The following is a 25356-nucleotide window of genomic DNA, read 5'->3' as shown; positions in this document are numbered from 1 at the left end:
ATCAGCCCAGCGCGCTGATCGACCGGCGCACGGCCTCCGCCAGCTGCCGCACGGCGGCCGACGGGCCGCTCGGGCCCGCGGGGGCCGCGAGCAGCAGCTCGCGCGCGAAGCGGGGATCGTCGATCGGGCGCAGCACGACGCCCTCGGGCGGCTGATTGCTCACGAGACTCGGCACGAGCGCGACGGCCATGCCTGCGGCGATGAGCCCGAGCACGACCGAGTAGTCGTCGGTGCGGATGGCCACGTCGATTTTGTGCCCCTCGGCGAGGAACACCTCCCGCACGAGGTCGTCGAGCGTGTCGCCCGGAGTCGATCCCATCACCCAGCTGTCGCCCGCGAGGCTGAGCAGCGTCTCCCGGTCGAACACCGCGTGGTGCGCTGCGGGGTGCGTCGACGGCAGTGCGAGCAGCATTGGGTCCGTGAAGAGGTGCGTCGTGTGCACCTCGGCCCGGAAGGGGAGCTGGTACCCGCCCGCGGCGTACACGAGCGCCGCGTCAAGCGTGTGCTGATTGATCCGCGTGACGAGCGGTGCGAGCTCCTCGAGGTGCGCGTCGAGCTCGATCCCGAGCTCACTCACCCGGCTCACGATGCCGGGGAGCAGCCGGGCAGCGGCCGTGGGGAACGTGCCGAAGCGCAGGCGGATGCGGCCGAGCTGCGCGAGGTCGCGGACGTCCGTGAGCGCCCGATCCGTGAGCCCCAGGATCTCCTCGCCCCGCTCGAGCATGAGCGTGCCGGCCGTGGTGAGCTTGCTGCCCCGCGTGCTGCGCGTCGTGAGGTCGGCGCCGACGAGCCGGTCGAGGTTGCGCAGGTGGTAATCCACGGTGGGCTGGCTCCACCCGAGGCGGGTGGCGGCCCGGGCGACCGAGCCCTCGGCTGCGACCGCGCTGAGTGCCTGGAGCTGGCGGAGGTCGATCATCGAGTATCCCCATTCCTTCTGGATCGCACCCGGGGTCATTCCCATGCGCGTTCAAGACAGTATATGGCGCCCGGGAGGAGAATCGTGGGTTCCGCCCGCGCGCGCGAGCGGGCACTCTGGCTTCATGCTGCACCACGACTCGCACTCCGATCCCGCCGTCATCGCCGCCGGGGCGGGGCTGCCCGCCTCCGCACCCGTTCCCACGTCGACCCCGCGCTTTGGCCCGGGGCACGAGCGTGCGCCGTACGCCGAGGCACTCGAACGCTTCGCCGATTCGACCCCGCTGTCGTTCATGGTCCCGGGGCACGGCAACGACCCCGAGGCCGGGGCCCAGCACCTCGCCGAGCTGTACGGCCCGCGCGTGCCGCAGCTCGACGTTCCGCTCATGCTCCCCGGCATCGACCTCGGTGACGACTCGCCGCTCGTCGAGGCGCAGCGCCTCGCCGCCGACGCCTGGGGTGCGAAGCGCACCTGGTTCCTCACGAACGGCGCATCGCAAGCGAACCGCACGGCGGCCATCGCGGTGCGCGGGCTGGGGGAGCGGATCCTCATCCAGCGCAGCATGCACTCGAGCCTCACCGACGGCGTGCTGCTCTCGGGCCTCATCCCCTCCTTCGTGTCGCCCAATGTGGACGAGCACCACGGGATCGCCCACGGGCTCACGCCCGAGATGCTCGACGCCGCGCTCCGCCGCGAGGCCGAGGCCGGCCGGGCCGTGACGAGCGTGCTCGTCGTCTCGCCGAGCTACTTCGGCTCCACCGCGGACGTCGCCGGGCTCGCCGAGGTCGCGCACGCCCACGATGCGGCAATCATCGTCGACGGCGCCTGGGGCGCTCACTTCGGCTTCCACCCCGAGCTGCCTGAGTCGCCCGCGCGCCTCGGCGCCGACCTCGTGATCTCGAGCACGCACAAGCTCGCAGGCTCGCTCACGCAGTCCGCGATGCTGCACCTCGGCCACGGCCCCTTCGCCGAGCGGCTGGAGCCGCTCGTCGCGCGCGCCTTCTCGATGACCGCATCGACGTCGATGAGCGGGATCCTCATGTCCTCCCTCGACACCGCGCGCCGCGCGCTCGTCGCCGGGGAAGCGCGAATCGGCGAGACCGTCGCCGCCGCGCGCGAGATCCGCGACCGGCTGCGGGCCGACGAGCGCTTCACCGTGATCAGCGACGGCTTCGACGCCTACGCCGACATCACCGAGGTCGACCTGCTCCGGATCCCGATCGACGTGTCCGGCCTCGGCCAGAGCGGCCACTGGGTGCGCGGGCGCATGAGCGACGAGCACGGCGTCTACCTCGAGATGTCGACCGCGACGAGCGTGGTCGCCGTGCTCGGCGCGCTGCGCACGATCGACGTCGAGCGATTCCTGGCCGCGCTCTCGGCCGTGGCGGATGAAGCGGCCACGCTTCCGGCTGCCGACGCGATCGCGTTCCCCGCACTGCCCGAGGCCGGGCCGCTCCGCGTGCGCCCGCGCGACGCCTACTTCTCGGAGAGCGAGCTCGTGCCCGCAGCCGACGCGATCGGCCGGATCTCGACCGACACGCTCGCCGCCTACCCGCCCGGGATCCCGAACCTGCTGCCCGGCGAGGAGATCACCGCGGAGACGGTCGCGTTCCTGCAGGCCGTCGCGGCGTCGCCCACGGGGTACGTGCGCGGCGCGGCCGACTCCGCAGTGGCGAGCTTCCGCGTGCTGCGCGGCGAGTAGCTGCACCCGCGGGACCGGCGCTGCGCGCGGCCGGTCCCGCACACACAACAGGGGCGGGGATCCAGATGGATCCCCGCCCCTGTTGCGTACGCGCTGGTGAGCGCGGGACTCACTTCTTCTCGAAGAGGTTCCCGATGAGCGTCGAACCGATCAGCACCACGGCGAGCAGCACGACACCGACGATCGAGATCGCCACGACGTCGACCGGCTGGCCGGCCGAGGAGAACATCGAATCGGTGGTGTCGGCGCCGCCGGTCGCGAATGCCGGGGCTGCGACGAACACCGAAGCGAGCGCTGCGGTCACGGCGGTAGCGATGCGGGTGCGGATCTTCACGTGTTTCTCCTCGCGAGTGGTTCGGTGGGCGCAGAGCGCCGATACTCACATCCTACCCTGCTTTGTCCGCCGGGCAATCCGGCCCGCGGAGCGCCGCTCGGGCCTAGGGTGGAAGTATGACGAACTCGCGCCAGCAGACCCCCATCGACCGGATCGCCGAGACATGGGTGGACACCCTCGTCGCGCACGATCCGACCATCGGCACCTACATCGGCCGCCCCGGCGGCGGCCTGCCGGACTACTCGCCCGCGGGCGCCGAAGCCTTCGCCGCGGCGCAGCGCGCGGCCCTCGCCGAGCTGACGGCGGCGACGCCCGTCGACGGCGTCGACACGGTGACGCAGCTCGACCTGAGCTCGGAGCTGCGGCTCGGCCTGGCGCAGCACGAGGCGGGCGAGGCGCTCCGCGACCTCAACGTGATCGAGTCGCCGCTGCAGCAGATCCGCGACAGCTTCGACCTCATGCCCACGGAGAGCGACGCCGAGTGGGAGGACATCGGCGAGCGCCTGCGTGCGATCCCCGCGGCGCTCGCGGGCTACCGGGCCGCGCTCGCTGCGGGCGCCGACCGCGGCCTCGCGCCCGCCGTGCGCCAGGTCGTCGAGGTCGCCGCGCAGACTCGCCGCACCGCGGGCACCCCCGAGACGCCCGGCTTCTTCGGCCGGCTCGCCGCGGGCCACGGCGCGGGCATCGAGCAGGCCGCCGCAGCGGCCTCCGCCGCGTACGCGGAGATCGCCGACTTCCTCGAGCGCGAACTCGCGCCGCGCGCCCCGGAAGCCGACGCGTTCGGGCGCGAGCGCTACGAGCTCGCCTCCGAGGCGTTCCTCGGCGCCCGCATTGACCTCGACGAGACCTACGAGTGGGGGATCGACGAGCTCGCGCGCATGGTCGACGAGCAGGAACGCATCGCCGCCGAGATCACGGGCGGCGCGCGACACCCCGGGGTGGTCGCCGAGGCGATCGCGCAGCTCGAGCGCGACGAGAGCCGCAAGCTGCACGGCACCGAGGCGCTGCAGCGCTGGATGCAGGAGACGAGCGACCGCGCCGTCGCCGAGCTCGGCGCCACCCAGTTCGACATCCCCGAGGAGATCCGCGCGCTCGAGTGCATGATCGCGCCCACCCAGGAGGGCGGCATCTACTACACCGGGCCGAGCGACGACTTCTCGCGCCCCGGCCGCATGTGGTGGTCCGTGCCCGAGGGGGTCACCGAATTCGACACGTGGCGCGAGCTCACCACGGTCTACCACGAGGGCGTCCCCGGGCATCACCTTCAGATCGGCCAGGCCGTGGTGAACCGGGGCATGCTCAACGAGTGGCGGCGCCAGCTCGCCGGCAGCTCCGGCCACGCCGAGGGCTGGGCGCTCTACGCGGAGCGGCTCATGGAGCAGCTCGGCTACCTCGACGACCCCGCCGACCGGCTCGGCATGCTCGACGGCCAGCGCATGCGCGCGGCGCGGGTGGTGCTCGACATCGGCGTCCACCTCGGCAAGCCGCACCCCGACGGCGGCACCTGGGACGGGGACCGCGCCTTCGCGTTCCTCGCGGAGCACGTGAACATGAACGACGGCTTCGTCCGCTTCGAAGTGCTCCGCTACCTGGGCTGGGCGGGCCAGGCGCCCTCCTACAAGGTGGGGCAGCGGATCTGGGAGCAGCTGCGCGACGAGGCGGCGCTTCGCGCATCGACCGCGGGCACCGACTTCGATGTGCGCGACTTCCACCGCGAAGCGCTCGCGCTCGGCGGCGTGCGCCTCGATACGCTCGAGCGCGCGCTGCGCGGCGGGCTCGGCGCGTGACGATGCCGGCGGGGGCGGGCGCTGGTCTGCCCTGCCCCTGCGGCAGCGGGGGAGCCTACGCCGACTGCTGCGGGCCCCTCCACGCGGGCGAACCCGCCCCCAGCCCCGAGCGGCTGATGCGCTCGCGCTTCAGCGCGTTCGCGCTCGGCCTCGCGGCGTACCTCGTGGAGAGCTGGGACCCGGCCACCCGCCCCGACTCGCTCGAGCTCGACGACACGGTGGAGTGGCGCCGCCTGTTCATCTCCGACACGAGCCGCGGCGGCCCAGGCGATACGGAGGGCTTCGTCACGTTCACCGCGATCGGACGCGGGCCCGAGGGGCGCTTCGAGCAGCGCGAGCGCAGCCGCTTCCTCCGCGCGGGGGCCGGGTGGCGCTACGTGGACGGCGAGGAGCTCTAGCTCGGCAGCGGTTCGCGCCGCTGCGCGTGTGCGCGCTCGGCGGTGCGTGTGTTCTTGGATCCCTGCCCATCCCACGCGTGAGCGCCTTGGATCCCCTCCGATCCCGCAGGAGAAATCCGAGATCTCGGAGCCTCGATGGGCGAAAACTCCGAGATTCCAGATTTCTCCCGGGGAAATGGGAGGAGGACAGGTTGCTCCGGGGAAAGTGGGAGGAAGACAGGGCCCCTCGGTCCCCGCTGACATCAGCGGGGGCCGAGGGGCGGGGCGGGCCAGACGAGTCTGGCCCGCCGCGAGCTCTGATCAGGCCTGCGCGTCCCGGATCCAGGCCTCGACCGCGTCCGCGGTGCGGGGGATGTCCGCCGAGAGGTTCACGCAGCCGTCCGCGGTGACGAGAATGTCGTCCTCGATGCGGACGCCGATCCCGCGCAGCTCCGCCGGGACCGTCAGGTCGTCGGGCTGGAAATACAGGCCGGGCTCGATCGTGAAGATCATGCCGGGCTCCAGGATGCCGTCGAGGTACATCTCGCGGCGGGCCTGCGCGCAATCGTGCACGTCCATGCCGAGGTGGTGGCTCGTGCCGTGCACCATGTAGCGGCGGTAGTAGGCCGTGCCGTCGTCCTCGGGGAGGATGCCCCACTCGCGGGTGCGGGCCTCGATCACGCGCATCGCGGCGTCGTGCACATCGCCGAAGCGGATCCCGGGACGCACGATGGCGCGTGCGGCGTCCGCCGCCTCGAGCACGGCGTCGTACACGCGGCGCTGCACCTCGGAGAATGTGCCCGAGACCGGCACGGTGCGGGTGATGTCGGCGGTGTAGAGGCTGTCGAGCTCGACGCCCGCGTCCAGGAGCAGGAGGTCGCCCGCGCGCACGGGGCCGTCGTTCCGGATCCAGTGCAGCGTGCACGCGTGGGGGCCGGAGGCCGCGATCGTCTCGTAGCCGACGGTGTTGCCGTCGAGGCGGGCGCGCTGGTTGAAGACGCCCTCGACGATGCGCTCGCCGCGGGGGTGGGCGCTCGCGGCGGGGAGCGCGGCGAGGACCTCGGAGAAGCCGGTCGCGGTCGCATCGACGGCGGCCTGCATCTCGGCGATCTCGTACGCGTCCTTCACGAGGCGCAGCTCCGAGGCCGCTCGCGCGAGCTCGGCATCGTCGATCGTGCGGTCCGCGTCGCCGGGTACGAAGTCCGCAAGGTGCGCGGTGCGCACGCCGAGGGCGGCGGCCACCTGACCGAGCGACGGGCGAGGGCCGATCCAGAACTCGCCGATCTCGGGGTTCGCGAAGAACTCGTCGCTGTCGCGCCCCGCTCGCTCCCGGAAGAAGAGCGTGGCCTCGTGGGCATCGCCCGCGGGATCGAGCACGAGGATCGCACCCGGCTCGCTCTCGGCGCCCCAGCCGGTGAGGTGGGCGAAGGCGCTGTGCGCCCGGAACGGGTAGAACGTGTCGTTCGAGCGCTGCTTCATGGCCCCCGCGGGGATCACGAGCCGCTCGCCGCGGAACTGCGCCCCGAGCGCCGCGCGACGCGCGGCCGCGTGCGGCGCGACGGGCAGCTCGCTGGGGAGCGTCTCGGGTCGGTCGGCCCAGTGCGCCGAGATGTAGTCGGCGAAGCTGCTCGTCTGCGGCGTCGTGCTCCGGTTGCTGTTGTCGATCTCCACCTCGTGAGTGGTCTGCGCGCTCTCAGTCATACCCCCATCCTCTCACCGTGACCGTAGAATGAACCGCATGGTAGACACGAGTGCGCCGCGGGGCTTCGATCTCCACACGCACTCGGTGCACTCCGACGGCACGACGAGCCCGTCGGAGATCGTCGCAGCGGCCGCCGCGATCGGCCTGCCGGGCTTCGCGCTGACCGATCACGACACCATCTCGGGCTGGGACGAGGCCCGGGACGCCGCCACCGCGCGCGGCATCGACTTCCTCCCCGGGATGGAGATCACGACCGAGCACGACGGCCGATCGCGCCACCTGCTCGCGTACGGGATCGACCCGGCGGCGGGCGAGCTGTTCGCGGCGCTCGCGCTCGTGCGCAGCGCACGCCTGGAGCGCGCCCGAGAGATGGTGCGGCGCGTGTCGCGCGACTACCGGATCAGCTGGGACGACGTCGTCGGAGCGGAGGACGCCCGCACCGTCGGGCGGCCGCACATCGCGGACGCGCTCGTCGCCGCGGGCTACTTCGCCGATCGCGGCATGGCGTTCGAGCGGGTGCTGTTCCCCGGGTCACCGTACTACCTCGGCACCTACGCCATCGCCACGCGCGACGCTATCCGTATGGTGCGCGCAGCCGGGGGCCGCGCCGTGCTCGCCCACCCCGCCGCCCTGCGCCAGCGGCGCCCCGTCCGTCCGGAGGAGCTGGCCGCGCTCGCCGCCGAGGGGCTCTGGGGGGTCGAGCTCGAGCACCCGGAGCACCGCGAAGACTGGGTGCCGCCCCTCCGCGAGGCCGCGGAGCGTCTCGGCCTCGCAGCGACCGGCGCGAGCGACTTCCACGGTGCGGGGAAGCCCAACGAGCTGGGGGAGTGCACCACGCCGGAGTCGGTCGTCGCACGGCTGCGCGACGGGCTCGCAACCCCGCGCTGACGCGCCCGCGCCAGGCATCAGCGCACGCCCGCATCCGCGCACGAGAACGGGCCCGGGGCGCGTGCGCCCCGGGCCCGTTCGCTGGCTTCCGGAACCGGTTCCTGGAGTGGGACCGGGGGCCGCGGCTAGGCCGCGGGCGTCTCGGGCGAGCTCGTGTCGGTCGCCGGGCGGGCCTCACCCGCGGCGCTGCCGCCCGAGCCGCCCCGACGACGACGGCGACGGCGGCGCGGAGCGGCCTCGCCGTCCGTCTGGAGCGGCGCGCCGGGCTCGCCGCCGCCTGCGGCGTCGTGGCCGTGCTGCTCGTGCCCGTGGCTCTCGTGGCGGCCCTGTCCCTGCGGGTTCGCCTCGCGCGTGCGGCGGCGGGTGCGCGAGGCGTCACCCGAGCGCTCGCCGCCCGAGCGCTCGCTGCGCCCGCGTCCGCCACCGGAGCCCGCGGTGCGCTCCTTCACGGGCGTCGCCTTCAGGCGGCCCTTCGAGCCCTCGGGGATGCGCAGGTCCTCGTAGAGGTGCGGCGAGGAGGAGTACGTCTCGACGGGCTCGGGCACTCCGAAATCGAGCGCCTTGTTGATGAGCGCCCACTTGTGCAGGTCGTCCCAGTCGACGAAGGTGACGGCGATGCCCGAGCGGCCCGCGCGCCCCGTGCGGCCGACGCGGTGGAGGTAGGTCTTCTCCTCGTCCGGCACGGTGTGGTTGATCACGTGCGTCACGTCGTCGACGTCGATGCCGCGCGCGGCGACGTCGGTGGCAATGAGGATGTCCTTCTTGCCCGACTTGAACGCCGCCATGGCGCGCTCGCGCTGGTCCTGGTTCAGATCGCCGTGCACCGAGGCCGCGTTGAACCCGCGATCCACGAGCTCCTCCTGGAGCTTCGCCGCGGCGCGCTTCGTGCGCATGAAGATGACGGTCTTGCCGCGGCCCTCGGCCTGCAGGATCCGGCCGATCACCTCGTCCTTGTCGAGCGAGTGCGCGCGGTAGACGATGTGCTCGATGTTGGCCTGTGCCGCGCCCTCGTCGGGGTCCGTCGCGCGGATGTGGATCGGGTTCGACATGAAGCGGCGCGCGAGCGTGACGATCGTGCCGGGCATGGTCGCCGAGAACAGCATCGTGTGCCGGATCTGCGGCGTGAGCGAGAACAGCTTCTCGATGTCGGCGAGGAAGCCGAGGTCGAGCATCTTGTCGGCCTCGTCGAGCACCATCTCGCGCACCTGCGAGAGATTCAGGATGCGCTGGTTCGCGAGGTCGAGGAGGCGGCCCGGCGTACCGACGACGATCTGCGCGCCGGCCTTCAGCTGCTCGATCTGGCCCTCGTAGGCCTTGCCGCCGTAGATGGAGACGACGGTCGCGGCGCGGTTCTGCGCTGCGAGCTCGAGGTCCTCCGTCACCTGCACGGCGAGCTCGCGGGTCGGCACGACGACGAGCGCCTGCACACCGGGCTCGGGGGAGGCGCCCACGCGCTGCAGCAGCGGAAGGCCGAAGCCGAAGGTCTTGCCCGTGCCGGTCTTGGCCTGGCCGATGATGTCCTGGCCCGTCAGCGCGAGCGGGATCGTCTGCTCCTGGATCGGGAAGGCCTCGATGATGCCCTTGCTAGCGAGCGCGTCGACCATGTCCTGGTCGACGCCGAGTTCGAGAAATGTCGTCACGGGTGCGTCCTCTACGGGGTGCGGTGCTGCGCGGTGATACCGAAGAGCGCAGCGGCCGGCGCTCCTGCGTCGCCGGCGGTGAATACGTACGATCACCAGTCTATTCCCGCGCGAGCACGGAATCGTGAGGTGATCCGCGGGTCGTCGCAGCGGCTCATGCGCCCACGCGCCGCCCGGCGGCGCTAAGCTGTCAGAGTGTTCGAGTGGATCCGTGGGCTGCGCAGGAAGAATGCCCCTGCCCGGAAGCTGCGTTCGCGCGGCGAAGGCCCCGATACGGAGCGCGTCGAACTGTCGGAGCTCGCGCCCGGGATCCTGCCCTTCCTCGGGCTGACGGCCTACCTGCAGCTCGAGCTGTACGAAGCGGCGACGCGCGCCGTCTCCGGCGCCCCGACGCTCGAGGCGAAGAACGTGCTCGCCGAGGTGGCCGGGCAGACGCTCTCGAAGCATCAGCTCCTCACCGCCGAGATCCGCGATCGCGGCCAGGAGCCCCACATCGTCATGGCGCCGTTCTCGCCCGTGATCGACGCCTACGTCGAGCGGATCGACACGCCGGACTGGCATCAGCACGTGCTCTCGCTGTACCTCGTGGGCGGGCTCTTCGACGACTTCTTCGCGAGCCTCGCGCAGGGGCTCCGCGACGGCTACCGCACCGAGGCGATCCGGATCCTCAGCAACGACACCGGCCGCGCCGAGCTGAAGGCGCTCCTCGAGGACGCGCTCGCCGCCGACGCCTCGCTCTCGAGCTGGCTCGCGCTCTGGGGCCGCCGCCTCGTCGGCGACACCCTGCTCGTCGCCCGCGCGGCGCTGACGCTCAGCGAGCGGCGCGAGTTCGACGCGAGCGAGATGGAGCCCGTGTTCACGGAACTCATCGCCGACCACATCCGCCGCATGGACGGCCTCGGCCTCACCGCCTGATCGTGCTCGTCTCCACCCCGCGCTGCGACTACTTCGAAGCCGGTCGCTGCCGCTCGTGCACCTTCATCGAGACCCCGATCGTCGAGCAGCTGGGCCGCAAGGAGGCGCGCTGCCGCGAGCTGCTGCCGTCGGTGCCCGCGGCGGGCTGGCTCCCCATCGTGGGCGGCGGCGACCGCGACTTCCGCAACAAGGCGAAGCTCGTGGTGGGCGGCGCGGCCGGGGCGGTGACGCTCGGGATCCTCGGGCCCGACGGCGCGGGCGTCGACCTCCGCGACTGCCTCATCCAGGAACCCGCGATCCGCGCCGTGATTCCGCGCCTCGCGCGCCTGCTCGACGCGACAGGACTCGCGCCCTACTCGGTGCCGCGCCGTCGCGGCGAGCTCAAGTACGTCCACGTGACGGCCGCGCCGTCGGGCGAGCTGATGCTCCGCTTCGTGGTGCGCAGCGAGGAGGGGCTCTCGCGGATCCGCGCCCGGCTCGCCGAGCTCCGCGCGACGGTCCCCGAGGCCGCCGTGATCTCGGTGAACCTGCTGCCCGAGCACGTCGCGCTGCTCGAGGGCGAACGCGAGGAGCTGCTGCTCGGATCCTCGCTCACGATGGAGCTCGGCGATGTCTCGCTGCACCTCCGCCCGCAGAGCTTCTTCCAGACCAACACGGCGGTGGCGCGGGAGCTCTACGGGCAGGCGACGCGCTGGGTGGAGCGCTTCGATCCCGCATCGATCTGGGATCTGTACTGCGGGGTCGGAGGATTCGCGCTCGCCTGCGCACCGCGCTCAAGCCCTGATTCCGGATCCGGATCCGATTCGGGTGCCGCGCGTCGGGTGCTCGGCGTCGAGCTCTCCGCGGCCGCCGTGGCCTCGGCTGAGCGCAGCGCCCGGGACGCGGGAATCGACGCGCGCTTCGTGGCCGCCGACGCGACCGCGTTCGCGCTCGGCGCTGCGAACGAGGCCCTGCCCGAGCTCGTGATCGTCAACCCCCCGAGGCGCGGGATCGGTGCCGAGCTCGCCGCCTGGCTCGACGGTTCGGATGTCCCGAGCGTGATCTACTCGAGCTGCAACCCGGAGAGCCTCGCGCGGGATCTCGCGGCGCTGCCCGGCTACCGGGTGTGCGAGGCGCGCGTGTTCGACATGTTCCCGCACACGGGGCACCTTGAGGTCATGGTCCTCCTGGAGCGGGCAGCGCGCGTGTGAACGCCGGGTCGTCCCAGCGACCCGGCCGGGCGAGCGCGGCCCAGTGCAGCGAGACGCGCGGCGGTCCCGGAGCGGTGACGCCACCCGCCTCGGCCGTGCACACGAGGAGCGACTGGGTCGGGTAGCCATGCGGGGTGTTGTCGCGCACGATCGCGCGTTCGTCCTCGGGGCCGAGCGCGGCGCTCTCCGCGAGGATGCGCAGCCAGCGCGCACGCCAGCCCTCCGCGGGGGCGCCTGCCGCGGCGCGGAACACCGGGAGCCAGCGCGCGATCCTGGGCGATGCGGGATCGTCGACCTCGCGGTGATCGACCATGTGGACGCCCGGGGCGAGCCGCTGCCTGCGCAGCGCGCTTCCGTCCCACGAGACGGTCTCCGCACCGTCGGGCCCGAGCGAGACCAGGGTGAACGCCGGGGTGCCGGGAGGATCGCTCGGAGCGCCGCCCTCGACCGCAGCGAGGGGCAGCTCGCCCCGTGAGCGGAAGCCCGCGGCCGGCTCGGGGACCTCGGCGGCACGGTTCAGGAGAACCGCGAGTCGGCCGCTCGCGGGCTGCGCGGCGAGCCACGCGCCTCCGGCACGACGGTCGCGGACCCCGATGACCCCGGGGAAGCGCTCGGGCCACCAGGGGCCGGGCGGATCCCACGCTCGCGCGGGATCCTCGTCCCGCACCGCCAGGATCCGGATCGCGTCGCGCGCCTCCGTCGGGACCTCGATGACCACGGTGCACATGCTGCTGAGTGTACTCAGCGCGCGTGCATGCCCGGAATCCGCGCCGCGAGTGGGAAGATGGGGGCGTGAATATCGTGCTGGGAGTCAGTGGCGGGATCGCCGCCTACAAGGCCGTCGCGCTCGCGCGCCTCCTCGTGGAGGCCGGCCACGAGGTGCATGTCGTGCCGACCGCGGACGCGCTGCGCTTCGTCGGGCAGCCCACCTGGGAGGCCATCAGCCGGAACCCCGTGACCACTTCGGTGCACGACGACGTCCCCGAGGTGCGGCACGTCGCGCTCGGGCAGCGCGCCGATCTCGTCGTCGTCGCCCCCGCGACCGCGAACACGCTCGCCCGGATGACGGCGGGTCTCGCCGATGACCTGCTCGGCACGACGCTGCTCGCCACGCGGGCGCCTGTCGTCGTGGCCCCGGCGATGCACACGGAGATGTGGCAGCACCCCGCCACTCAGGACAACGTCGCGATCCTCCGTTCTCGCGGGGTCGTGTTCGTCGGGCCCGAGAGCGGTCGGCTCACGGGTGACGACACCGGCCCGGGCCGCATGAGCGAGCCAGCGGATATCGCCGCGCGCATCGAGCAGATCCTCGCCGAGGGTGTGGCGGCCGACGCGGCCGATGCCGCGGGACTGCCCGGGGCCGAGGCCGGCGCGCGGGGGAACGCAGCCGGAGATGCTGCTGCGGGGCTCGGAGCTGAGTCCGAGAGCGGCGAGGGCCGCGCGAGCGACGAGGACGCCACCGTCCTCGCTCCCGCCGTCCCGGCTCGCGGCGACTTCACGGGCGTGCGGGTGCTCGTGACCGCGGGCGGGACGCGCGAGCCGATCGACCCCGTGCGTTTTCTCGGAAACCGCTCGAGCGGCCGCCAGGGGGTCGCGCTCGCGGCTGCGGCTGCGGACCGCGGGGCGAAGGTCGTGCTGCTCGCGGCGAACATCGATGACGCGGTGCTCGCCGAGGTCGCGGAACGCCCGGCGGTGCGCATCGTGCCCGTCGGCTCGACCGCCGAGCTCGAGCAGGCGGCGCACGCCGCCGCGGCGGGCGCCGAGGCCGTGATCATGGCGGCGGCGGTGGCCGACTACCGGGTGGCCGAGGTCTCCGAGGGCAAGCTCCGCAAGGAGGACTCGCCGGGGGCTGCTCCCACACTCGAGCTCGTCGAGAACCCGGACGTGCTCGTGGGACTCGTGCGCGAGCGCCGTCCCGGTCAGGTAATCGTCGGCTTCGCGGCGGAGACGGTCGAGAGCGAGGAAGAGCTGCTCGAGCGCGGGCGGCGGAAGCTCGTTCGGAAGGGCGTCGATCTGCTTGCGGTGAACGCCGTCGGCTGGGACGAGGGATTCGAATCGGCGGAGAACGCGCTGCGTGTGCTCGACGCCGACGGCACGGTCGTCGCGTCGGTCGCGGGGACGAAGCGCGAGGCGGCGGAGCGCCTGCTCGACGCGGTGCGCGACGAGCTCGACGCGGCGGCCCGGGAGTAGCCCCGGAGCAACTCCGGGCGTCGGCCCCGGGCGTCGGCCCCGAAACACTGGTGCCCCGGGTGCATCGCAGCCTCCTGCGCAGGAGCTGCGACGCAGCCGGGGCACCGGTGCGTGCGGTGAGTGTTAGCTCACGAAGCCGATCTTGCGCCCGGCCTCGCCGCCCAGCTCGATGTAGGTGACCGCGTCCGCGTTGACGAGGAACTGGCGTCCCTTCGTGTCCTGCAGGGTGACGAAGTCAGAATCCTGCGCTGCGGCCGCCTCGAACAGGGCGCGAACCTCATCCGCGGTCGCGTCGGTCTCGAACGCGAGCTCACGGGGCGACTGCTTGATGCCGATGCGAACTTCCACGGGGCCTCCTCTGACGGGTGGCCGCTCGGCCACTCGATGTGCATGTGCTCCGAGTCTATGGCCGGCGGCTCGGCCGCGCCGGGGAACGGGGCGCGCGTTCGCCGTGAGCGCAGCCCCGATCCCCGGCGCAGTCCTCAGGACTCGGACGGGACGAGCCGCAGCTCGTCGGTGCTGCTCGCGTCCACGGCGCTCGCGGAGAAGCCCCAGGGCCCGGGCTCTCCGCTCGCCCACGCAGCGGACTGGTCCGTGTAGTTCGGGTGGAACGCGTGGCCGCTCGCGCCCGTGAGGTTCTGCCAAGTGGAGGCGTCCCAGTCTGCGAGGTCGAGCACCATGCGCATCGATGGGACGGTGCTCGTCGCGTAGCCCTCGTCCAGGTTCCAGCCCGTCGCGTTCACGACGCCAGAGCCGCCTCCCGTGGGCACCGGCCCGCGGTTGAAGAGCCACTCGATGGGCGCGATCCCGCTCGTGCCGAAGGTGCCGTGAGTCAGTGGGAGCGCGTGCAGCTCGCCCCAGTTCCATCGCTCGGGGCGGTTCCCCTGGAGCTCGTTCAGCTCGGCCACCGCGCGCTCGGCGCAGAGCGCCAGGAACTCCTGCTGCGTGGTCGCGAGCCCGCTCTCCGAGCTGCGCCACCACTCGGAGTCCGGCGCATCGAGCAGCTGCGCGAACACGAGCGCGAGCCGCGACTGGTCGTCGCGCGCGATCGGCACGGCCTGCTCGTCGGTGAGCTGCGCGGTCACCTCGCGCCAGAGCACGTTCGCGAATGCGGCCGCGGCTGAATCCGGATCATTCTGCCCATCCCAGTCGGCGAGCAGTTCGAGCGCGGCGTCCACTTCGGGCTGCCCGGTCGACAGCCCAGTGAACGCCCGCTGCAGCGAATCGGCCGCGGGGAAACGGTTGTCCATGTGAATCGCGGTCATGTCCGCCGCCGTGAGCGGGCCGTCCTCGATGCGCTCGTCGAGGAGCTCCTGAATCCGCGCGGCGCGGTAGCCGGTGTCCCAGTCCCGGCTGAGGAAGTAGCGGTAGTCGTCCGTGACGATCGCGTTGTTCGCCGTGACGATCACGCCGGACTCCGGGTTGTACGCCGTGGGGAGCTCCTCGAAGGGGATCGCCCCCTGCCAGTCGAACGCGCTGTCCCAGCCGGGCTGCGGGAGCCAGCCGTCGCCTGCGCCGCGGATGGGGAGCTTGCCCGGCGCCTGGTAGCCGATGTTGCCCTCCCGGTCCGCGTACACGAGGTTCTGGGCGGGCACATCGAACTGCTTCGCAGCGAGGCGGAAGTCCGAGAAGTCCTGCGCCAGGTTGAGCGTGAAGATCGCCTGCGCGGTCGTGCTGACCTCGAGGGCCGTCCACTGCAGGCTCAGCGCGAACTCGCCGGGCGGCAGTTCCTCCGTCGCCGGGTCGGAGAACGAGGTCACGTGCGGCAGCTCCGCGTGCCCCGCCGCCGGGCGGAGTGCGCTCACCCGTGGATCCTCGCTGATCGCGGTGAAGTCGGATTCGAGCCCGGACACGATCGGTCCGTGCCCCGTTGCGCGGATCTCGAGGTCGACGGGGTCGCCCCCGGCGACCTTGATCGTCTCCGTTCGGGTCTCGAAGGGGTGCTTCTCCCCGTCCTGCCAGTACCCATCGGCCTCGATGCGCTCGACGTAGAGGTCGGCGACGTCCGTCGTGAGGTTCGTGAGCCCCCACGCGATGTCCTGATTGTGGCCGATCACGATGCCGGGCAGGCCTGCGAAGCTGAAGCCAGCCACCTCGAATGGGCACTCCGGGCCGACGGTCGCGCAGCGCAGCTGCATCTGAGTCCACACGGAGGGGAGGGCCGCTCCCAGGTGCGGATCGTTCGCGAGCAGCGGCTTGCCGCTCTCGGTGTGTTCCCCGGAGACGACCCAGGAGTTTGAGCCGATTCCCTCGCCCTGCTCGCTGATCATGGCGTTCACCTGCGAGACCCGGGTGCCGAGCTCCGCGAGCGCGGGGACCGCCGCGCTCGCTGCAGCCGCCTGGCCAGCCGACACAACGCTGCTGATCGCCCCTGCGCCACTCGCTCCGGCATTGCTTGCCTCGGCGTTACTTGCTTCCGTGCTGCCGGATGCGGCCGTGCCGGCTTCCGCGGTGCTCGCGCCGGTGCCCGTGCCCGTGCCGCCGGAGGCCCCGCCGCGCGGTGCCGGGATCGCGGGATCGTCGACGTGCGCCCCCGCAGGGTCGTCCGCCAGGATCACGGGGTGCTCCGCGAACGGATAGTCGGGATACAGCGTCGCGAGCGTCTCCTCGTCGAGGCCCTGCGCGAGCAACGCGCGCGCCGTCTCGTCCTCGATGTTGGTGCGAAGATCCCAAGCCATCGCCTTGAACCACGCGACGGAGTCCGCTGGGGTCCAGGGCTCGGGTGCGTAGTCGGCGTTCTGGAGCCCGAGCACGGCGTACTCGAGTGAGAGGTCCGCGCCGGAGCGCTCCGCGAGATACGCGTTCACCCCGGCGGCGTAGGCCTCGTAGTAGGCGAGGGTCTCGGGCGGCAGCTGGGCGACCTCCTGCTCTGCGAGGTCGCGCCAGCCGAGTGTACGCAGGAACGAGTCGGTGCCCACCTGGGACTCGCCGAACAGCTCCGAGAGCCGCGCACTCGTGAGGTGGCGCCGGAAGTCCATCTCCCAGAAGCGATCCTGAGCATGGACGAAGCCCTGGGCGAAGAACAGATCGTCCGAGGTCTCCGCCGTGATGGTGGGGATACCGAGCGCGTCCCGCTGCACGCTCACGGGCTGCGCGAGGCCGCTCACCGCGAGTTCGCCGTTCGCCTGCGGGAACGAGCGCGCCACGGTCCACGCACCGAAGCCGGTCGCGGCGAGCGCGAGCACCACGATGATCGCGAGGATCCAGAGGATGATCCGGCCTGGCCTGCGGCGCTTCGCGCCGGGAACGGGCGCGCCCGGTGCGGCGGGCGGAGCGCCGCCTGCCGGAGGTGCGGGCGGCGCGGGTGCGGTCAACGTCATGGGGATCCTCCACTCTGAGGGGCTGGTGCGGCCGAGCTTGGCTCTGCCGCTCCGTGCGCCGCGGGGCGGTGCCGGGAATTCCTCCGAGTCTGGCACGGACCGCCGACATTGTCGCCATCCCGGTCCGCGCGGGGGCGGTCGGAATGGAATGTCCGAGGTCCTCAGTAGGCTTGCCGCATGATCCCCCTCGACACGTCCCAGGCCCGAGTGCTCGCACTCGACCCGGCCAGGCACGCCCGCGTGCTCGGCGCCCCGGGAACGGGGAAGACGCGCGCGCTCGTCGCGGCGTTCGCGGCTCTCGGCGAGCGGGAGGGGTGGGCCGAGGGCGACGTGCTCGTACTCGCGGCGAACCGCCTGGTCGCGGCGTCGCTCCGCGCCATGCTCGCGGAGGAGCTCGGACGCGCCTTCGGAGGGACGCCCGTGCGCACGGGGGCGTCGCTCGCCTTCGCGCTGCTGGGCCGGGCTGCGGCCCTGCGCGGTGAGGAACCGCCTCGGCTCCTCACGGGAACGGTGCAGGATGAAGCGATCGCGCGCGTGATCGGCGAGCGGCTCGGCGCGCCGGGCGCGGAGATCTCGGGAGTGCCGCCCGAAGTGCTCCAGAGCCCCGCCTTCCGGGCCGAGTTGCGCGAGCTCTGGCGCGTCGCGGACGACTTTGGCTGGGCGCCCGAGTCGCTCGCCGGCGCGCTGCGCGAGGCGGCGGCGGGGCGGGCGCAAGAAGCGCACTCGGAGCTGCCGGATCCCGAGCTGGCCGCGCGCTGGGGTGACGGCCTCGACCTCATCTCCGCGGTGGCCGCGCGACTTCGGAGCGAGCGCCCGGGCGAGGTCAGCTCGAGCGGGCTGCTCAGGGCCGCGGCCGAGGTCGTGCGGGCGGACGGGCAGATCCGGCCTCCTGGCACCCCGAGCGGTTCCGCTGGTCCGGCCGGCGGGGCGCCTGCCGCGCCCCTACCGCGGCTCATCCTCGTCGACGACGCGCAGGAGCTCGGCGAGGGCGAGCTCGCGCTCCTCGCGGCCTGCGCCGACCGGGGGAGCCGGGTCTGGGTGTTCGGGGATCCGGACACCGCGACCGGCGCATTCCACGGTGAGCGAGCGCGCGTGCTCGGCGCGCTCGACGACGAACTCGCGCGCCGCTCCGCAGGTTCCGCGCCGCTCCGCCCTGAGGCACCGGCGCAGCTCGTCGTGCTCGAGACCGCGCATCGGCACGGACCGACGCTCCGCGGAGCGGTCTCGGGGCTCGCGGAGCGAATCGGGGCGGCGGGTGCCGGGGCGCAGCGCGCCGCTGGGCCCGGCCGCGGCGAGGACGTGCGGGCGATGGATCCGGCGGAAGCTCTCACACAGCCGACCGTGCTCGAGAGCGTACCACCCGCCGGGCTCGTGGCCGCGCCCGTGCAGTTCGCGGCGCTCGCGTCTCCGGCGGAGCAGCTCGGCGCGATCGCGCACCGCTTCCGGGCCCGCCGCCTCGGACTGGGCGGCGCTCCCGCGGTGCCCTGGAATGAGATGGCGGTGCTCTGCCGCAGCCGCGGTGAGGCCGTGCGCGTGGCCCGCGCGCTCGCCGCGCACCAGGTGCCAACGGGCGTTGCCGCGGGGGGCCTCGTGCTGCGCGAGTACGAGATCGTACGTGAGCTGATCCGGCTGCTCCAGCACGCGCTGGGTCTCCGCCCGCTCGAGCCGGGCGAACTGCTCCCGCTCGTCGGCGGCACGATCGGCGGCCTCGACCCGGTGGCGCTTCGCAGATTGCGCGGTGCGCTGCTTCTGCTGGAGCGCCGCGAGGCGCGCGAGGAGGGGCGCGAGCCGGCCCCGATCGAGGAACTCGTTGCGGAGGCGTTCGCATTTCCCGGCGCCGAACCCGTCGTCGACTCCGCCGGAGGCCGCGCGCTGCGCCGGCTCGGCCTCGTCGCGGCCGCGGGGGTGCGCGTGCGGGAGGCCGGCGGCACCGCGCGCGAGACGCTCTGGGCGCTCTGGGACGGGACTCGGCTCGCCGGGGACTGGCAGGCCGAGGCACTCGACGGCCGCGGCGCTCGAGCCGACGAGGCGCACCGCTCGCTCGATGCCGTGATGGGGTTGTTCTTCGCACTGCAGCGGCACGAGGAGCAGGACAGCGAGCAGCCCATCGCCGATCTGCTCGACGAGCTGCTGCTGAGCGCGGTTCCCGAGGACTCGCTCGCGCAGCGCAGCGAACGCGCAGCGGTGACCGTGACCACGCCGCAGGGCGCCATCGGTCGCGAGTTCTCGCTCGTCGCGATCGTCGGCGTGCAGGACGGAGCCTGGCCCAACCTCCGCGCGCGCGGCTCTCTGCTGGGCACTGCGGCGCTCGAGCGGTGGCTGCGCGGCGGCGCCGCGATCGCACCCTCGCGCAAGGACACCATTCACGATGAGCTGCGCCTTTTCGTGCACGCGTGCGCCCGAGCGCGCGACGAGCTGCTCGTCGCGGTCGTCGCGGACGAGGATCAGCACCCGAGCGCCTTCTTCGGGCTCTGCCGGGAGTTCCGAGACGATGCCCTGCCGACCTCGCGGCTCACGCTGCGCGGCGTCACCGCGGCCATGCGCCGCCGTCTCACCTCCGATCCCGCGGACCGCACCGCGCTCGACGCGCTCACGGCACTCGCGCGGGCCGGGGTGCCCGGCGCGCACCCGGACGAGTGGTACGGCATCCTCGCCCCGAGCACGGCGGCCCCGCTCGTCGACCTCGCGGGAGACCCGGAAGCGGCCGTGCCGGTCAGCCCCTCGCAGCTCGAACGGGCGGAGAACTGCCCGCTCGACTGGGCGATCGCGCACTTGGGCGGGAGCAGCGGCAGCGTGCAAGCGGACATCGGCACGCTCGTGCACCACGCGCTGGAAACTGCCGAGGAGCCGAACGCGGACGCGCTGCTCGCCGCGGTGCTGAGCGAGTGGCGCAAGCTCGACTTCGACGCCGAGTGGGAATCGGTGCGCGCGGAGCGGCTGGCCACCGCGATGACGGCGGGGCTCGCCGCGTACCTCCGAGACTTCGCTGCCTCCGAGCGCGAGCTCGTGGGCCGGGAGGCGCTCTTCTCCGCGCCGATCGGGCGTGCGCTGCTCCGCGGTATCGCCGACCGGCTGGAGCGCCGCGTGCTCGCGAGCGGCGCCTCCGAGGTGACCGTCCTCGACCTGAAAACCGGGCGCACGCCGCCGAGCAAAGTGCAGGCCGAAACGCACGCCCAGCTGCGGGCCTACCAACTCGGCGTGACCCTCGGCGCGTTCGAAGCGCTCGCACCCGCGAGCGAGACCGGCAGCCCCGAGCCCGGCAGCCCTGAGCCCGGCGGCGCCGAGCCCGATCCGCCGACGAGCGGCGGAGCCCGCCTGCTCTACGTCCATCCGGACGCCACGGGCAAGCAGGAGTTCATCGAGCGGGTGCAGGAACCCATCACGGAGGAGGCAGCGGCGGAGATGATGACGCGCGTGGAGAGCATCGCCGAGGTGATGGCCGCGGGCGAGTTCACCGCGCGCATCGAGCACCACTGCTCCGACCCCCACCAGCCCGGCTCCTGCCGGCTCCACATCATCCCGGCGGTGAGCCGCGCATGACCGAGCCCAGCACCGCGCACGGCGCGGTCATTTTCTCCGCGGAGCGCATCGCCGAATTGCTTGCGGTGCCGCCCGCCACCCCCCTCACGCCGACCCCCGAGCAGCGCGCCGTGATCGAGCACCCCCTCGGCGGCAGTACCCTCGTCGTCGCGGGCGCGGGCAGCGGAAAGACCGAGACGATGGCCAACCGCGTCGTCTGGCTCGTCGCCAACGAGCTCGTTGCGCCGGACGCCGTGCTCGGCCTCACCTTCACCCGGAAGGCCGCGGGCGAGCTGCGCGAACGGATCAGCGGCCGGCTCGCGGTGTTCGTCGAACGGCTCCGGGACGCGGGGGAGCGCGGCGCACTCAGCGCTGACGAATCCGCCGCCGCGGAACGACTCGACGCGCTCCTCTCCGACGGCCTCGATACCCCCGAGGTCAGCACCTACAACGCCTTCGCCGCGGGCGTGCTCCAGGAGTTCGGGATCGCGGTCGGCGTCGCGCCCGGCGCCGCCGTGATCGATGAGGCAACCGCCTGGCGGGTGGCCCGCGAGGTCGTCGTCGCGAGCGCCGACCCGGAGCTGGCGACGAGCGAGCTGCGCACCCCCGAACTGATCCGGCACATTCTCGCGCTCGATCACGCCGTCGCCGACAATCTCACCTCGCTCGACCGGGTCGACCAAGTCGTCGCGGAGTTCTCCCGCGTCGTGCAGCTGCCCTACTCCGAAAAGGAGATCGGCACCGCACCGAGCGGGAAGGTGTACGCGCCCGTGCGCGATGCCGTCGCAGCGCTCGCGGAGACGCCGATGATCACCCGGCTCGCGCGCGAGTACGCCGCGGAGAAGGAACGCCGCGGCGTCATCGAGTTCCCCGACCAGCTCGCCCTCGCGACCGGCGCGCTCGAGCGCTCGACGGATGCGATCGCGACCCTCCGCAGACGCCACCGCGTGGTGCTCCTCGACGAGGTGCAAGACACCTCCGTCGGCCAGACCCGGTTCCTCTCCCTCATCTTCGCGGGTGGATCCGTCATGGCCGTGGGCGACCCGCACCAGTCGATCTACGGCTGGCGCGGCGCCTCCGCCGAGGGCCTGCGCTCCTTCCACGCCGACTTCGCGGCACGCGACCGGCGCGCCCCGCTCGTGCCGCCCGCCACGCTGACGCTCTCGACGAGCTGGCGCAACCCCGGCTCGGTCCTCGACGCGGCGAACACGATCGCCGCGCCTCTCGCTGCCGCCTCGGAGATCCAGGTGCCCCGCCTCGCGCCCCGGCCGGGCGCGGGCTCCGGTCGGGTCGAGTGGTGCTTCCCCGAGACCGTCCACGAGGAGCGTGCCGCACTCGCAGCCTGGATCCGGGACGCGCGCGCTGAGCACCTCGCGGAGCACGGCGAACTGCCGAGCGCCGCCGTCATCTTCCGCACCCGCAGCCACATGGCGGCGTTCTCCGCGGCGCTCAGCGAGGCCGGCGTGCCGAACCGGATCGTCGGGCTCGGTGGCCTCCTCACGACCCCCGAGATCACCGACGTCGTGTGCGTGCTGCGCTGCCTCTGGTACGCCGATGCGGGAGGCGAGCTCATCAGGATCCTGAGCGGGCCGCGCTTCCGCATCGGGGTCGCCGACCTCGCGGGGCTCCGCGACGCCGCACGCTGGTTCGGGGATCGCGACCTGCGCCAGCAGCGGCTGAGCGAGGAGGACCGGGCCGCCGACCGCGTGCTCCCGGACCCCGACCGACGCTTTACCCTCCTCGATGCGCTGGACCAGATCGCCGGGATGCGCGACCTCGACCACACCGCGCTGCGCGGCGTCAGCCCCATCGGACGCGAGCGCCTCCGCGACGCCGGACGGATGCTCGCGCAGCTGCGGCAGCTCGTGGGCGGCGATATCAGCGAGCTGATCAGCGCAACCGTGCAGGCGCTCCGCCTCGACATCGAACTCGACGCGAATGAGGCGCGCGAGCACGCGGGCACCTCCGCAGCGCAGGCGAACCTCGACCTCTTCGGCGACCTGGTCACGAACTACCTCGCGGTGGACACCCGCGGCACCCTCGCGTCGGTGCTGGAGTGGATCGAGCGCGCCGTGCTCGCCGACGAAGCGGCGGAGCACGTGGCGGCGCCCGCGCCGGGCACGGTGCACCTCATCACCGCGCACGGGTCGAAGGGCCTCGAGTGGGATCTCGTCGCGGTGCCGCGGATGGTCGCGGGGGAGTTCCCCGGCTCGGCGCGCAGCGGCGCGGGCTGGCTCCGCACGGGGCAGCTGCCCGACGAGCTCCGCGGTGACGCCGCGGCGCGGCCCGAACTGAACTGGCGCATCTCGACGACGCAGCAGGAACTCCGCGACCGGATCGCGGAGTACCGCACGGCGCTTCAGGAACGGCACGCGGAGGAGGAGCGCCGCCTCGCCTATGTGGCGGTCACGCGGTCCGCAGATCGGCTCCTCCTGAGCGGATCGTTCTGGGGCGGCCAGACGCGTGCGCGCGTCCCCTCGGCGTTTCTCACCGAGCTCGCCGAGGCGGGGCTGATCAGCGGGCTCCCCGAGGTGAGCGCGCACGAGAGCGACCCCAGCGAGCGCGACGAACTCACCGAGCAGTGGCCGCTCGACCCGCTCGGCTCACGCGGCCCCGCGCTGCGCCGCGCCGAGACGGCACTTCGGGTCGCGCTCGCGGAGCCCGTGCCCGCGCACACGGACGCACCGGAGCCCGGGGGCGCCCCGCCCACGACCCAGGCCCCGCTCGCGACCCCCAGCCCGGCCTCGACCCCAGCCTCGGGCGGTGCCGCGGCGCCCGCCCTGGACCCGACCGTCGCGCTGCTCCTCGCCGAGCGTGCCGCCGCAGCAGCGGCCGCGGGTCCGCGGCGCACTGAGGAGCTCCCCGACCGGATCACGGCCTCGACGTTCCACGAGTTCATTCACGACCCGGAGCAGGCCGAGCGGCTCAGGCTCCGCCCGATCCCGCAACGCCCCTACCGTCGCACGCGCGTGGGCAACCGCTTCCACGAGTGGGTGGAGCGGCGCGCCACCACGGCGATTGGCAGCGCGCTCCCGCTCGCGGGGCTCGACGGCGCCCTCGACTTCGGTGACCCCGAGCGCGGCGGGGATATCGATGCCGCGAGCGATGGCGCCGCCCCGGAGTTCTCCGATGCGGCGGAGCTCGCACCGCTCATCGAGCAGTTCGAGCGCTCGCGGTGGGCAGAGCTCGCCCCCATCGCCGTCGAGATCGAGGTGACGTTGCCGTTCGCGGGCCGCACCCTCGTCTGCAAGCTCGACGCGGTGTACCGGCAGCCCGACCCCGAGGGCGGCGCCGAGCGCATCGAGATCGTCGACTGGAAGTCCGGGCGCCCGCCGCGCACGGACGCGGAGCGGGAGGCCCGCTTCTTCCAGATCGATCTCTACCGGCACGCCTACGCCCAGTGGGCCGGCATCGAGCCGGAACGCATCGACGTGTCGCTGTTCTACGTCGCGGAGGGCATCGAACTGCGCAGCGACGCCGTGCGCACCCTGCCGGAGCTCGAAGCGCTCTGGCAGGACGCCGCCGCGACGCTCAACGCGCCGAAGCCGGGGGCAACTCGTCCGGGTCGAGCGGCTCAGTGAGCTGATCGGAGAGCGGCTCGGTGAGCTGCTCCCCGGTGCCGTCAGCGGCATCCGGCTCCGCCGAGCCGTCCGCGCCAGACGCAGCGGCCGCCGCCGCCTCCGCAACGGGATCCGCGCCGGCATCCACGGCTGCGGCGCTCAGCGGCTCGACGAAGTCGGTGTCCCCGCCGAACATCCGGTCCTCATCGAGCGCCTCGACCGCGGCCGTGTCCGAGAGGTGCGCGTGCACCTCGGGCGTCTCGTCGAGCAGCGCCGCAACCTCGGCCTCGCCGAGCGGGGACCGGGACCGGGTCGCCGCGAACGCGGTCGCGAGCGGCCCGCCCACCCCGACCATCCGATCGAGCATCGCGACGGCGTCCTCGGTCACCTCCTGATCGTGCGCGTCCGTGCCGTGCAGCAACCAGCGCGCGACCTCGAGCTCGTGATAGAGCGCGGCCCGAGTGCGGAGATGTGCGATCGACCCCGCGTTGCGGAGTGTTGAATAGCGCGCGAGCACGGCATCGCAGATGTCGCTGCCGGGGGCGAGCAGCCACGACAGATCCTGCGCGGGATCGCCGACCGCGAGCTCGCCCCACCCCACGACGCCCGTGATCCGCCCGTCGGAGAGCCGCAGCTGATCCGCGTCGAGCGAGCCGTGCACCGTCGTCGGTGCGAAATCCCACAGCTCGGCAGCCTCGACCGTGCGCTGCCAGCGCTGCAGCACCGTCTCGGGCAGCAGCCGAGTCGCCTCGGCTCGATCGATGAGCCGAGTCGCGATGAGGCGCAGATCCTGCGCCGTGTGCACCGGCAACCCGCCGTTCTGGGCCACGCTGAGCGGCAGCTCGTGGATCGCGGCGATCGTCTCGGCGATGGGCAGCAGCAGGAGCGCATCGTCCGCGAGATCCTCCGCTGCGAACCGCTCCCCGTCGATGAGCGTGGACACCACGGCGCGGGTCTCGCCCGCACGGGTCATCCCGAGCGTCTCGGGGATGGAGAAGGGCAGCCGGCCGCGGGGCCCCTCCGTGAGCGCCGCGCGCCCGAGCACCTCAGCGGACTGGAGCACCTCGGCGGCCTGCGTGCGCGGCACGCGCACGAGCAGCTCGGCGTCCTCCGTGACGATCACAGCGGCGGCATAGCGGGGATCCTCGGTGTGCTCGCGAGCGCCGAACACGGTCAAGCCCGGCACGGCGGAGGTCGCGAGCGCGGCTAGAGTGAAAGGGATGCTGGCCATGCACCTTAGGGTATGCAGGCCGAGCGCGGCTGCGGCCGCGCCACGCGCACCGCACCGCACACTGACAGCCCGGATCGGGGCTTCG

At 73.1% G+C, this 25356-nt stretch carries 17 protein-coding genes; 9 read left to right on the top strand and 8 right to left on the bottom strand.

Annotated elements, in window-relative coordinates; translation table 11 throughout:
- Position 1: 1 nt before the first annotated feature.
- On the bottom strand, positions 2-961 hold the full coding sequence (locus tag U874_RS0107180; protein ID WP_232755884.1) for a LysR family transcriptional regulator: 960 nt from the start codon (positions 959-961) through the stop codon (positions 2-4).
- A gap of 79 nt (positions 962-1040) precedes the next feature.
- Here U874_RS0107180 and U874_RS0107175 point away from each other — a divergent pair, with 79 nt between their 5' ends.
- Complete coding sequence (locus U874_RS0107175; RefSeq protein ID WP_081809929.1) at positions 1041-2618, top strand: aminotransferase class I/II-fold pyridoxal phosphate-dependent enzyme; 1578 nt, start codon at positions 1041-1043, stop codon at positions 2616-2618.
- 109 nt (positions 2619-2727) lie between these two features.
- On the opposite strand, the gene U874_RS0107170 is transcribed toward U874_RS0107175, so the two are convergent.
- A complete protein-coding gene (locus tag U874_RS0107170; protein ID WP_025133858.1) occupies positions 2728-2952 on the bottom strand; it encodes a hypothetical protein in 225 nt (74 codons plus the stop codon).
- A 116-nt stretch (positions 2953-3068) separates the two neighbouring features.
- Between U874_RS0107170 and U874_RS0107165 the strand changes: the two genes are divergently transcribed.
- A complete protein-coding gene (locus U874_RS0107165; protein WP_025133857.1) occupies positions 3069-4739 on the top strand; it encodes a DUF885 domain-containing protein in 1671 nt (556 codons plus the stop codon).
- 2 nt (positions 4740-4741) lie between these two features.
- Positions 4742-5137 carry a YchJ family protein gene (locus U874_RS0107160; protein ID WP_029987883.1) on the top strand — a complete coding sequence of 132 codons (396 nt, stop codon included), beginning with the start codon at positions 4742-4744 and terminating at the stop codon, positions 5135-5137.
- Positions 5138-5437: 300 nt separating this feature from the next.
- Here U874_RS0107160 and U874_RS0107155 read toward each other — a convergent pair whose 3' ends face one another.
- Positions 5438-6817, bottom strand: coding sequence for an aminopeptidase P family protein (locus U874_RS0107155; RefSeq protein ID WP_025133855.1), 1380 nt, complete (start codon positions 6815-6817; stop codon positions 5438-5440).
- Between the two features lie 37 nt (positions 6818-6854).
- On the opposite strand from U874_RS0107155, the gene U874_RS0107150 reads away from it, so the two are divergent.
- On the top strand, positions 6855-7706 hold the full coding sequence (locus U874_RS0107150) for a PHP domain-containing protein (RefSeq protein WP_025133854.1): 852 nt from the start codon (positions 6855-6857) through the stop codon (positions 7704-7706).
- Between the two features lie 125 nt (positions 7707-7831).
- Here U874_RS0107150 and U874_RS0107145 read toward each other — a convergent pair whose 3' ends face one another.
- Entirely contained in the window at positions 7832-9310 is a 1479-nt protein-coding gene (locus U874_RS0107145; protein WP_036057989.1) for a DEAD/DEAH box helicase, read from the bottom strand.
- A 231-nt stretch (positions 9311-9541) separates the two neighbouring features.
- Between U874_RS0107145 and U874_RS0107140 the strand changes: the two genes are divergently transcribed.
- Both U874_RS0107140 and U874_RS0107135 read left to right on the top strand, forming a co-directional pair.
- Positions 9542-10261 carry a ferritin-like fold-containing protein gene (locus U874_RS0107140; protein WP_025133852.1) on the top strand — a complete coding sequence of 240 codons (720 nt, stop codon included), beginning with the start codon at positions 9542-9544 and terminating at the stop codon, positions 10259-10261.
- Between the two features lie 2 nt (positions 10262-10263).
- Positions 10264-11451, top strand: coding sequence for a methyltransferase domain-containing protein (locus tag U874_RS0107135; protein ID WP_025133851.1), 1188 nt, complete (start codon positions 10264-10266; stop codon positions 11449-11451).
- On the opposite strand, the gene U874_RS0107130 is transcribed toward U874_RS0107135, so the two are convergent.
- A complete protein-coding gene (locus tag U874_RS0107130) occupies positions 11417-12178 on the bottom strand; it encodes an NRDE family protein (RefSeq protein ID WP_025133850.1) in 762 nt (253 codons plus the stop codon). The two genes, U874_RS0107135 and U874_RS0107130, sit on opposite strands and share 35 nt — an antisense overlap.
- 65 nt (positions 12179-12243) lie before the next feature.
- Between U874_RS0107130 and U874_RS0107125 the strand changes: the two genes are divergently transcribed.
- Positions 12244-13641: a phosphopantothenate--cysteine ligase family flavoprotein gene (locus tag U874_RS0107125; protein ID WP_025133849.1), complete on the top strand. Its 1398-nt coding sequence runs from the start codon at positions 12244-12246 to the stop codon at positions 13639-13641.
- Between the two features lie 123 nt (positions 13642-13764).
- On the opposite strand, the gene U874_RS0107120 is transcribed toward U874_RS0107125, so the two are convergent.
- Together U874_RS0107120 and U874_RS0107115 are read right to left on the bottom strand one after the other, a co-directional pair.
- Positions 13765-13989, bottom strand: coding sequence for a DUF3107 domain-containing protein (locus U874_RS0107120; protein ID WP_025133848.1), 225 nt, complete (start codon positions 13987-13989; stop codon positions 13765-13767).
- Positions 13990-14123: 134 nt separating this feature from the next.
- Positions 14124-16961, bottom strand: a complete 2838-nt coding sequence (locus U874_RS0107115) for a penicillin acylase family protein (protein WP_025133847.1) — start codon at positions 16959-16961, stop codon at positions 14124-14126.
- A gap of 177 nt (positions 16962-17138) precedes the next feature.
- Here U874_RS0107115 and U874_RS0107110 point away from each other — a divergent pair, with 177 nt between their 5' ends.
- Positions 17139-20501, top strand: a complete 3363-nt coding sequence (locus U874_RS0107110; protein WP_025133846.1) for a UrvD/REP family ATP-dependent DNA helicase — start codon at positions 17139-17141, stop codon at positions 20499-20501.
- On the top strand, positions 20498-24061 hold the full coding sequence (locus U874_RS0107105) for an ATP-dependent DNA helicase (protein WP_025133845.1): 3564 nt from the start codon (positions 20498-20500) through the stop codon (positions 24059-24061). The genes U874_RS0107110 and U874_RS0107105 overlap by 4 nt, the downstream gene beginning before the upstream one ends.
- Here the strand turns inward: U874_RS0107105 and U874_RS0107100 are convergent.
- A complete protein-coding gene (locus U874_RS0107100; protein WP_025133844.1) occupies positions 24012-25271 on the bottom strand; it encodes a phosphotransferase in 1260 nt (419 codons plus the stop codon). The two genes, U874_RS0107105 and U874_RS0107100, sit on opposite strands and share 50 nt — an antisense overlap.
- Between the last annotated feature and the right edge of the window lie 85 nt (positions 25272-25356).

Origin of the sequence: Leucobacter sp. PH1c (assembly GCF_000633415.1) — a bacterium.
Classification (GTDB): Bacteria; Actinomycetota; Actinomycetes; order Actinomycetales; family Microbacteriaceae; genus Leucobacter.
This window is presented reverse-complemented; position numbering and strand designations above follow the sequence as displayed.

Excerpts from the sequence above, each read along its gene's own strand:
- U874_RS0107100 (WP_025133844.1), bottom strand. The coding sequence starts at position 25,271 with ATGGCCAGCATCCCTTTCACTCTAGCCGCGCTCGCGACCTCCGCCGTG.
- U874_RS0107130 (WP_025133850.1), bottom strand. The coding sequence starts at position 12,178 with ATGTGCACCGTGGTCATCGAGGTCCCGACGGAGGCGCGCGACGCGATC.
- U874_RS0107110 (WP_025133846.1), top strand. The coding sequence starts at position 17,139 with ATGATCCCCCTCGACACGTCCCAGGCCCGAGTGCTCGCACTCGACCCG.
- U874_RS0107175 (WP_081809929.1), top strand. The coding sequence starts at position 1,041 with ATGCTGCACCACGACTCGCACTCCGATCCCGCCGTCATCGCCGCCGGG.
- U874_RS0107105 (WP_025133845.1), top strand. The coding sequence starts at position 20,498 with ATGACCGAGCCCAGCACCGCGCACGGCGCGGTCATTTTCTCCGCGGAG.
- U874_RS0107115 (WP_025133847.1), bottom strand. The coding sequence starts at position 16,961 with ATGACGTTGACCGCACCCGCGCCGCCCGCACCTCCGGCAGGCGGCGCT.
- U874_RS0107150 (WP_025133854.1), top strand. The coding sequence starts at position 6,855 with ATGGTAGACACGAGTGCGCCGCGGGGCTTCGATCTCCACACGCACTCG.
- U874_RS0107145 (WP_036057989.1), bottom strand. The coding sequence starts at position 9,310 with ATGGTCGACGCGCTCGCTAGCAAGGGCATCATCGAGGCCTTCCCGATC.
- U874_RS0107155 (WP_025133855.1), bottom strand. The coding sequence starts at position 6,817 with ATGACTGAGAGCGCGCAGACCACTCACGAGGTGGAGATCGACAACAGC.
- U874_RS0107165 (WP_025133857.1), top strand. The coding sequence starts at position 3,069 with ATGACGAACTCGCGCCAGCAGACCCCCATCGACCGGATCGCCGAGACA.
- U874_RS0107180 (WP_232755884.1), bottom strand. The coding sequence starts at position 961 with ATGGGAATGACCCCGGGTGCGATCCAGAAGGAATGGGGATACTCGATG.
- U874_RS0107160 (WP_029987883.1), top strand. The coding sequence starts at position 4,742 with ATGCCGGCGGGGGCGGGCGCTGGTCTGCCCTGCCCCTGCGGCAGCGGG.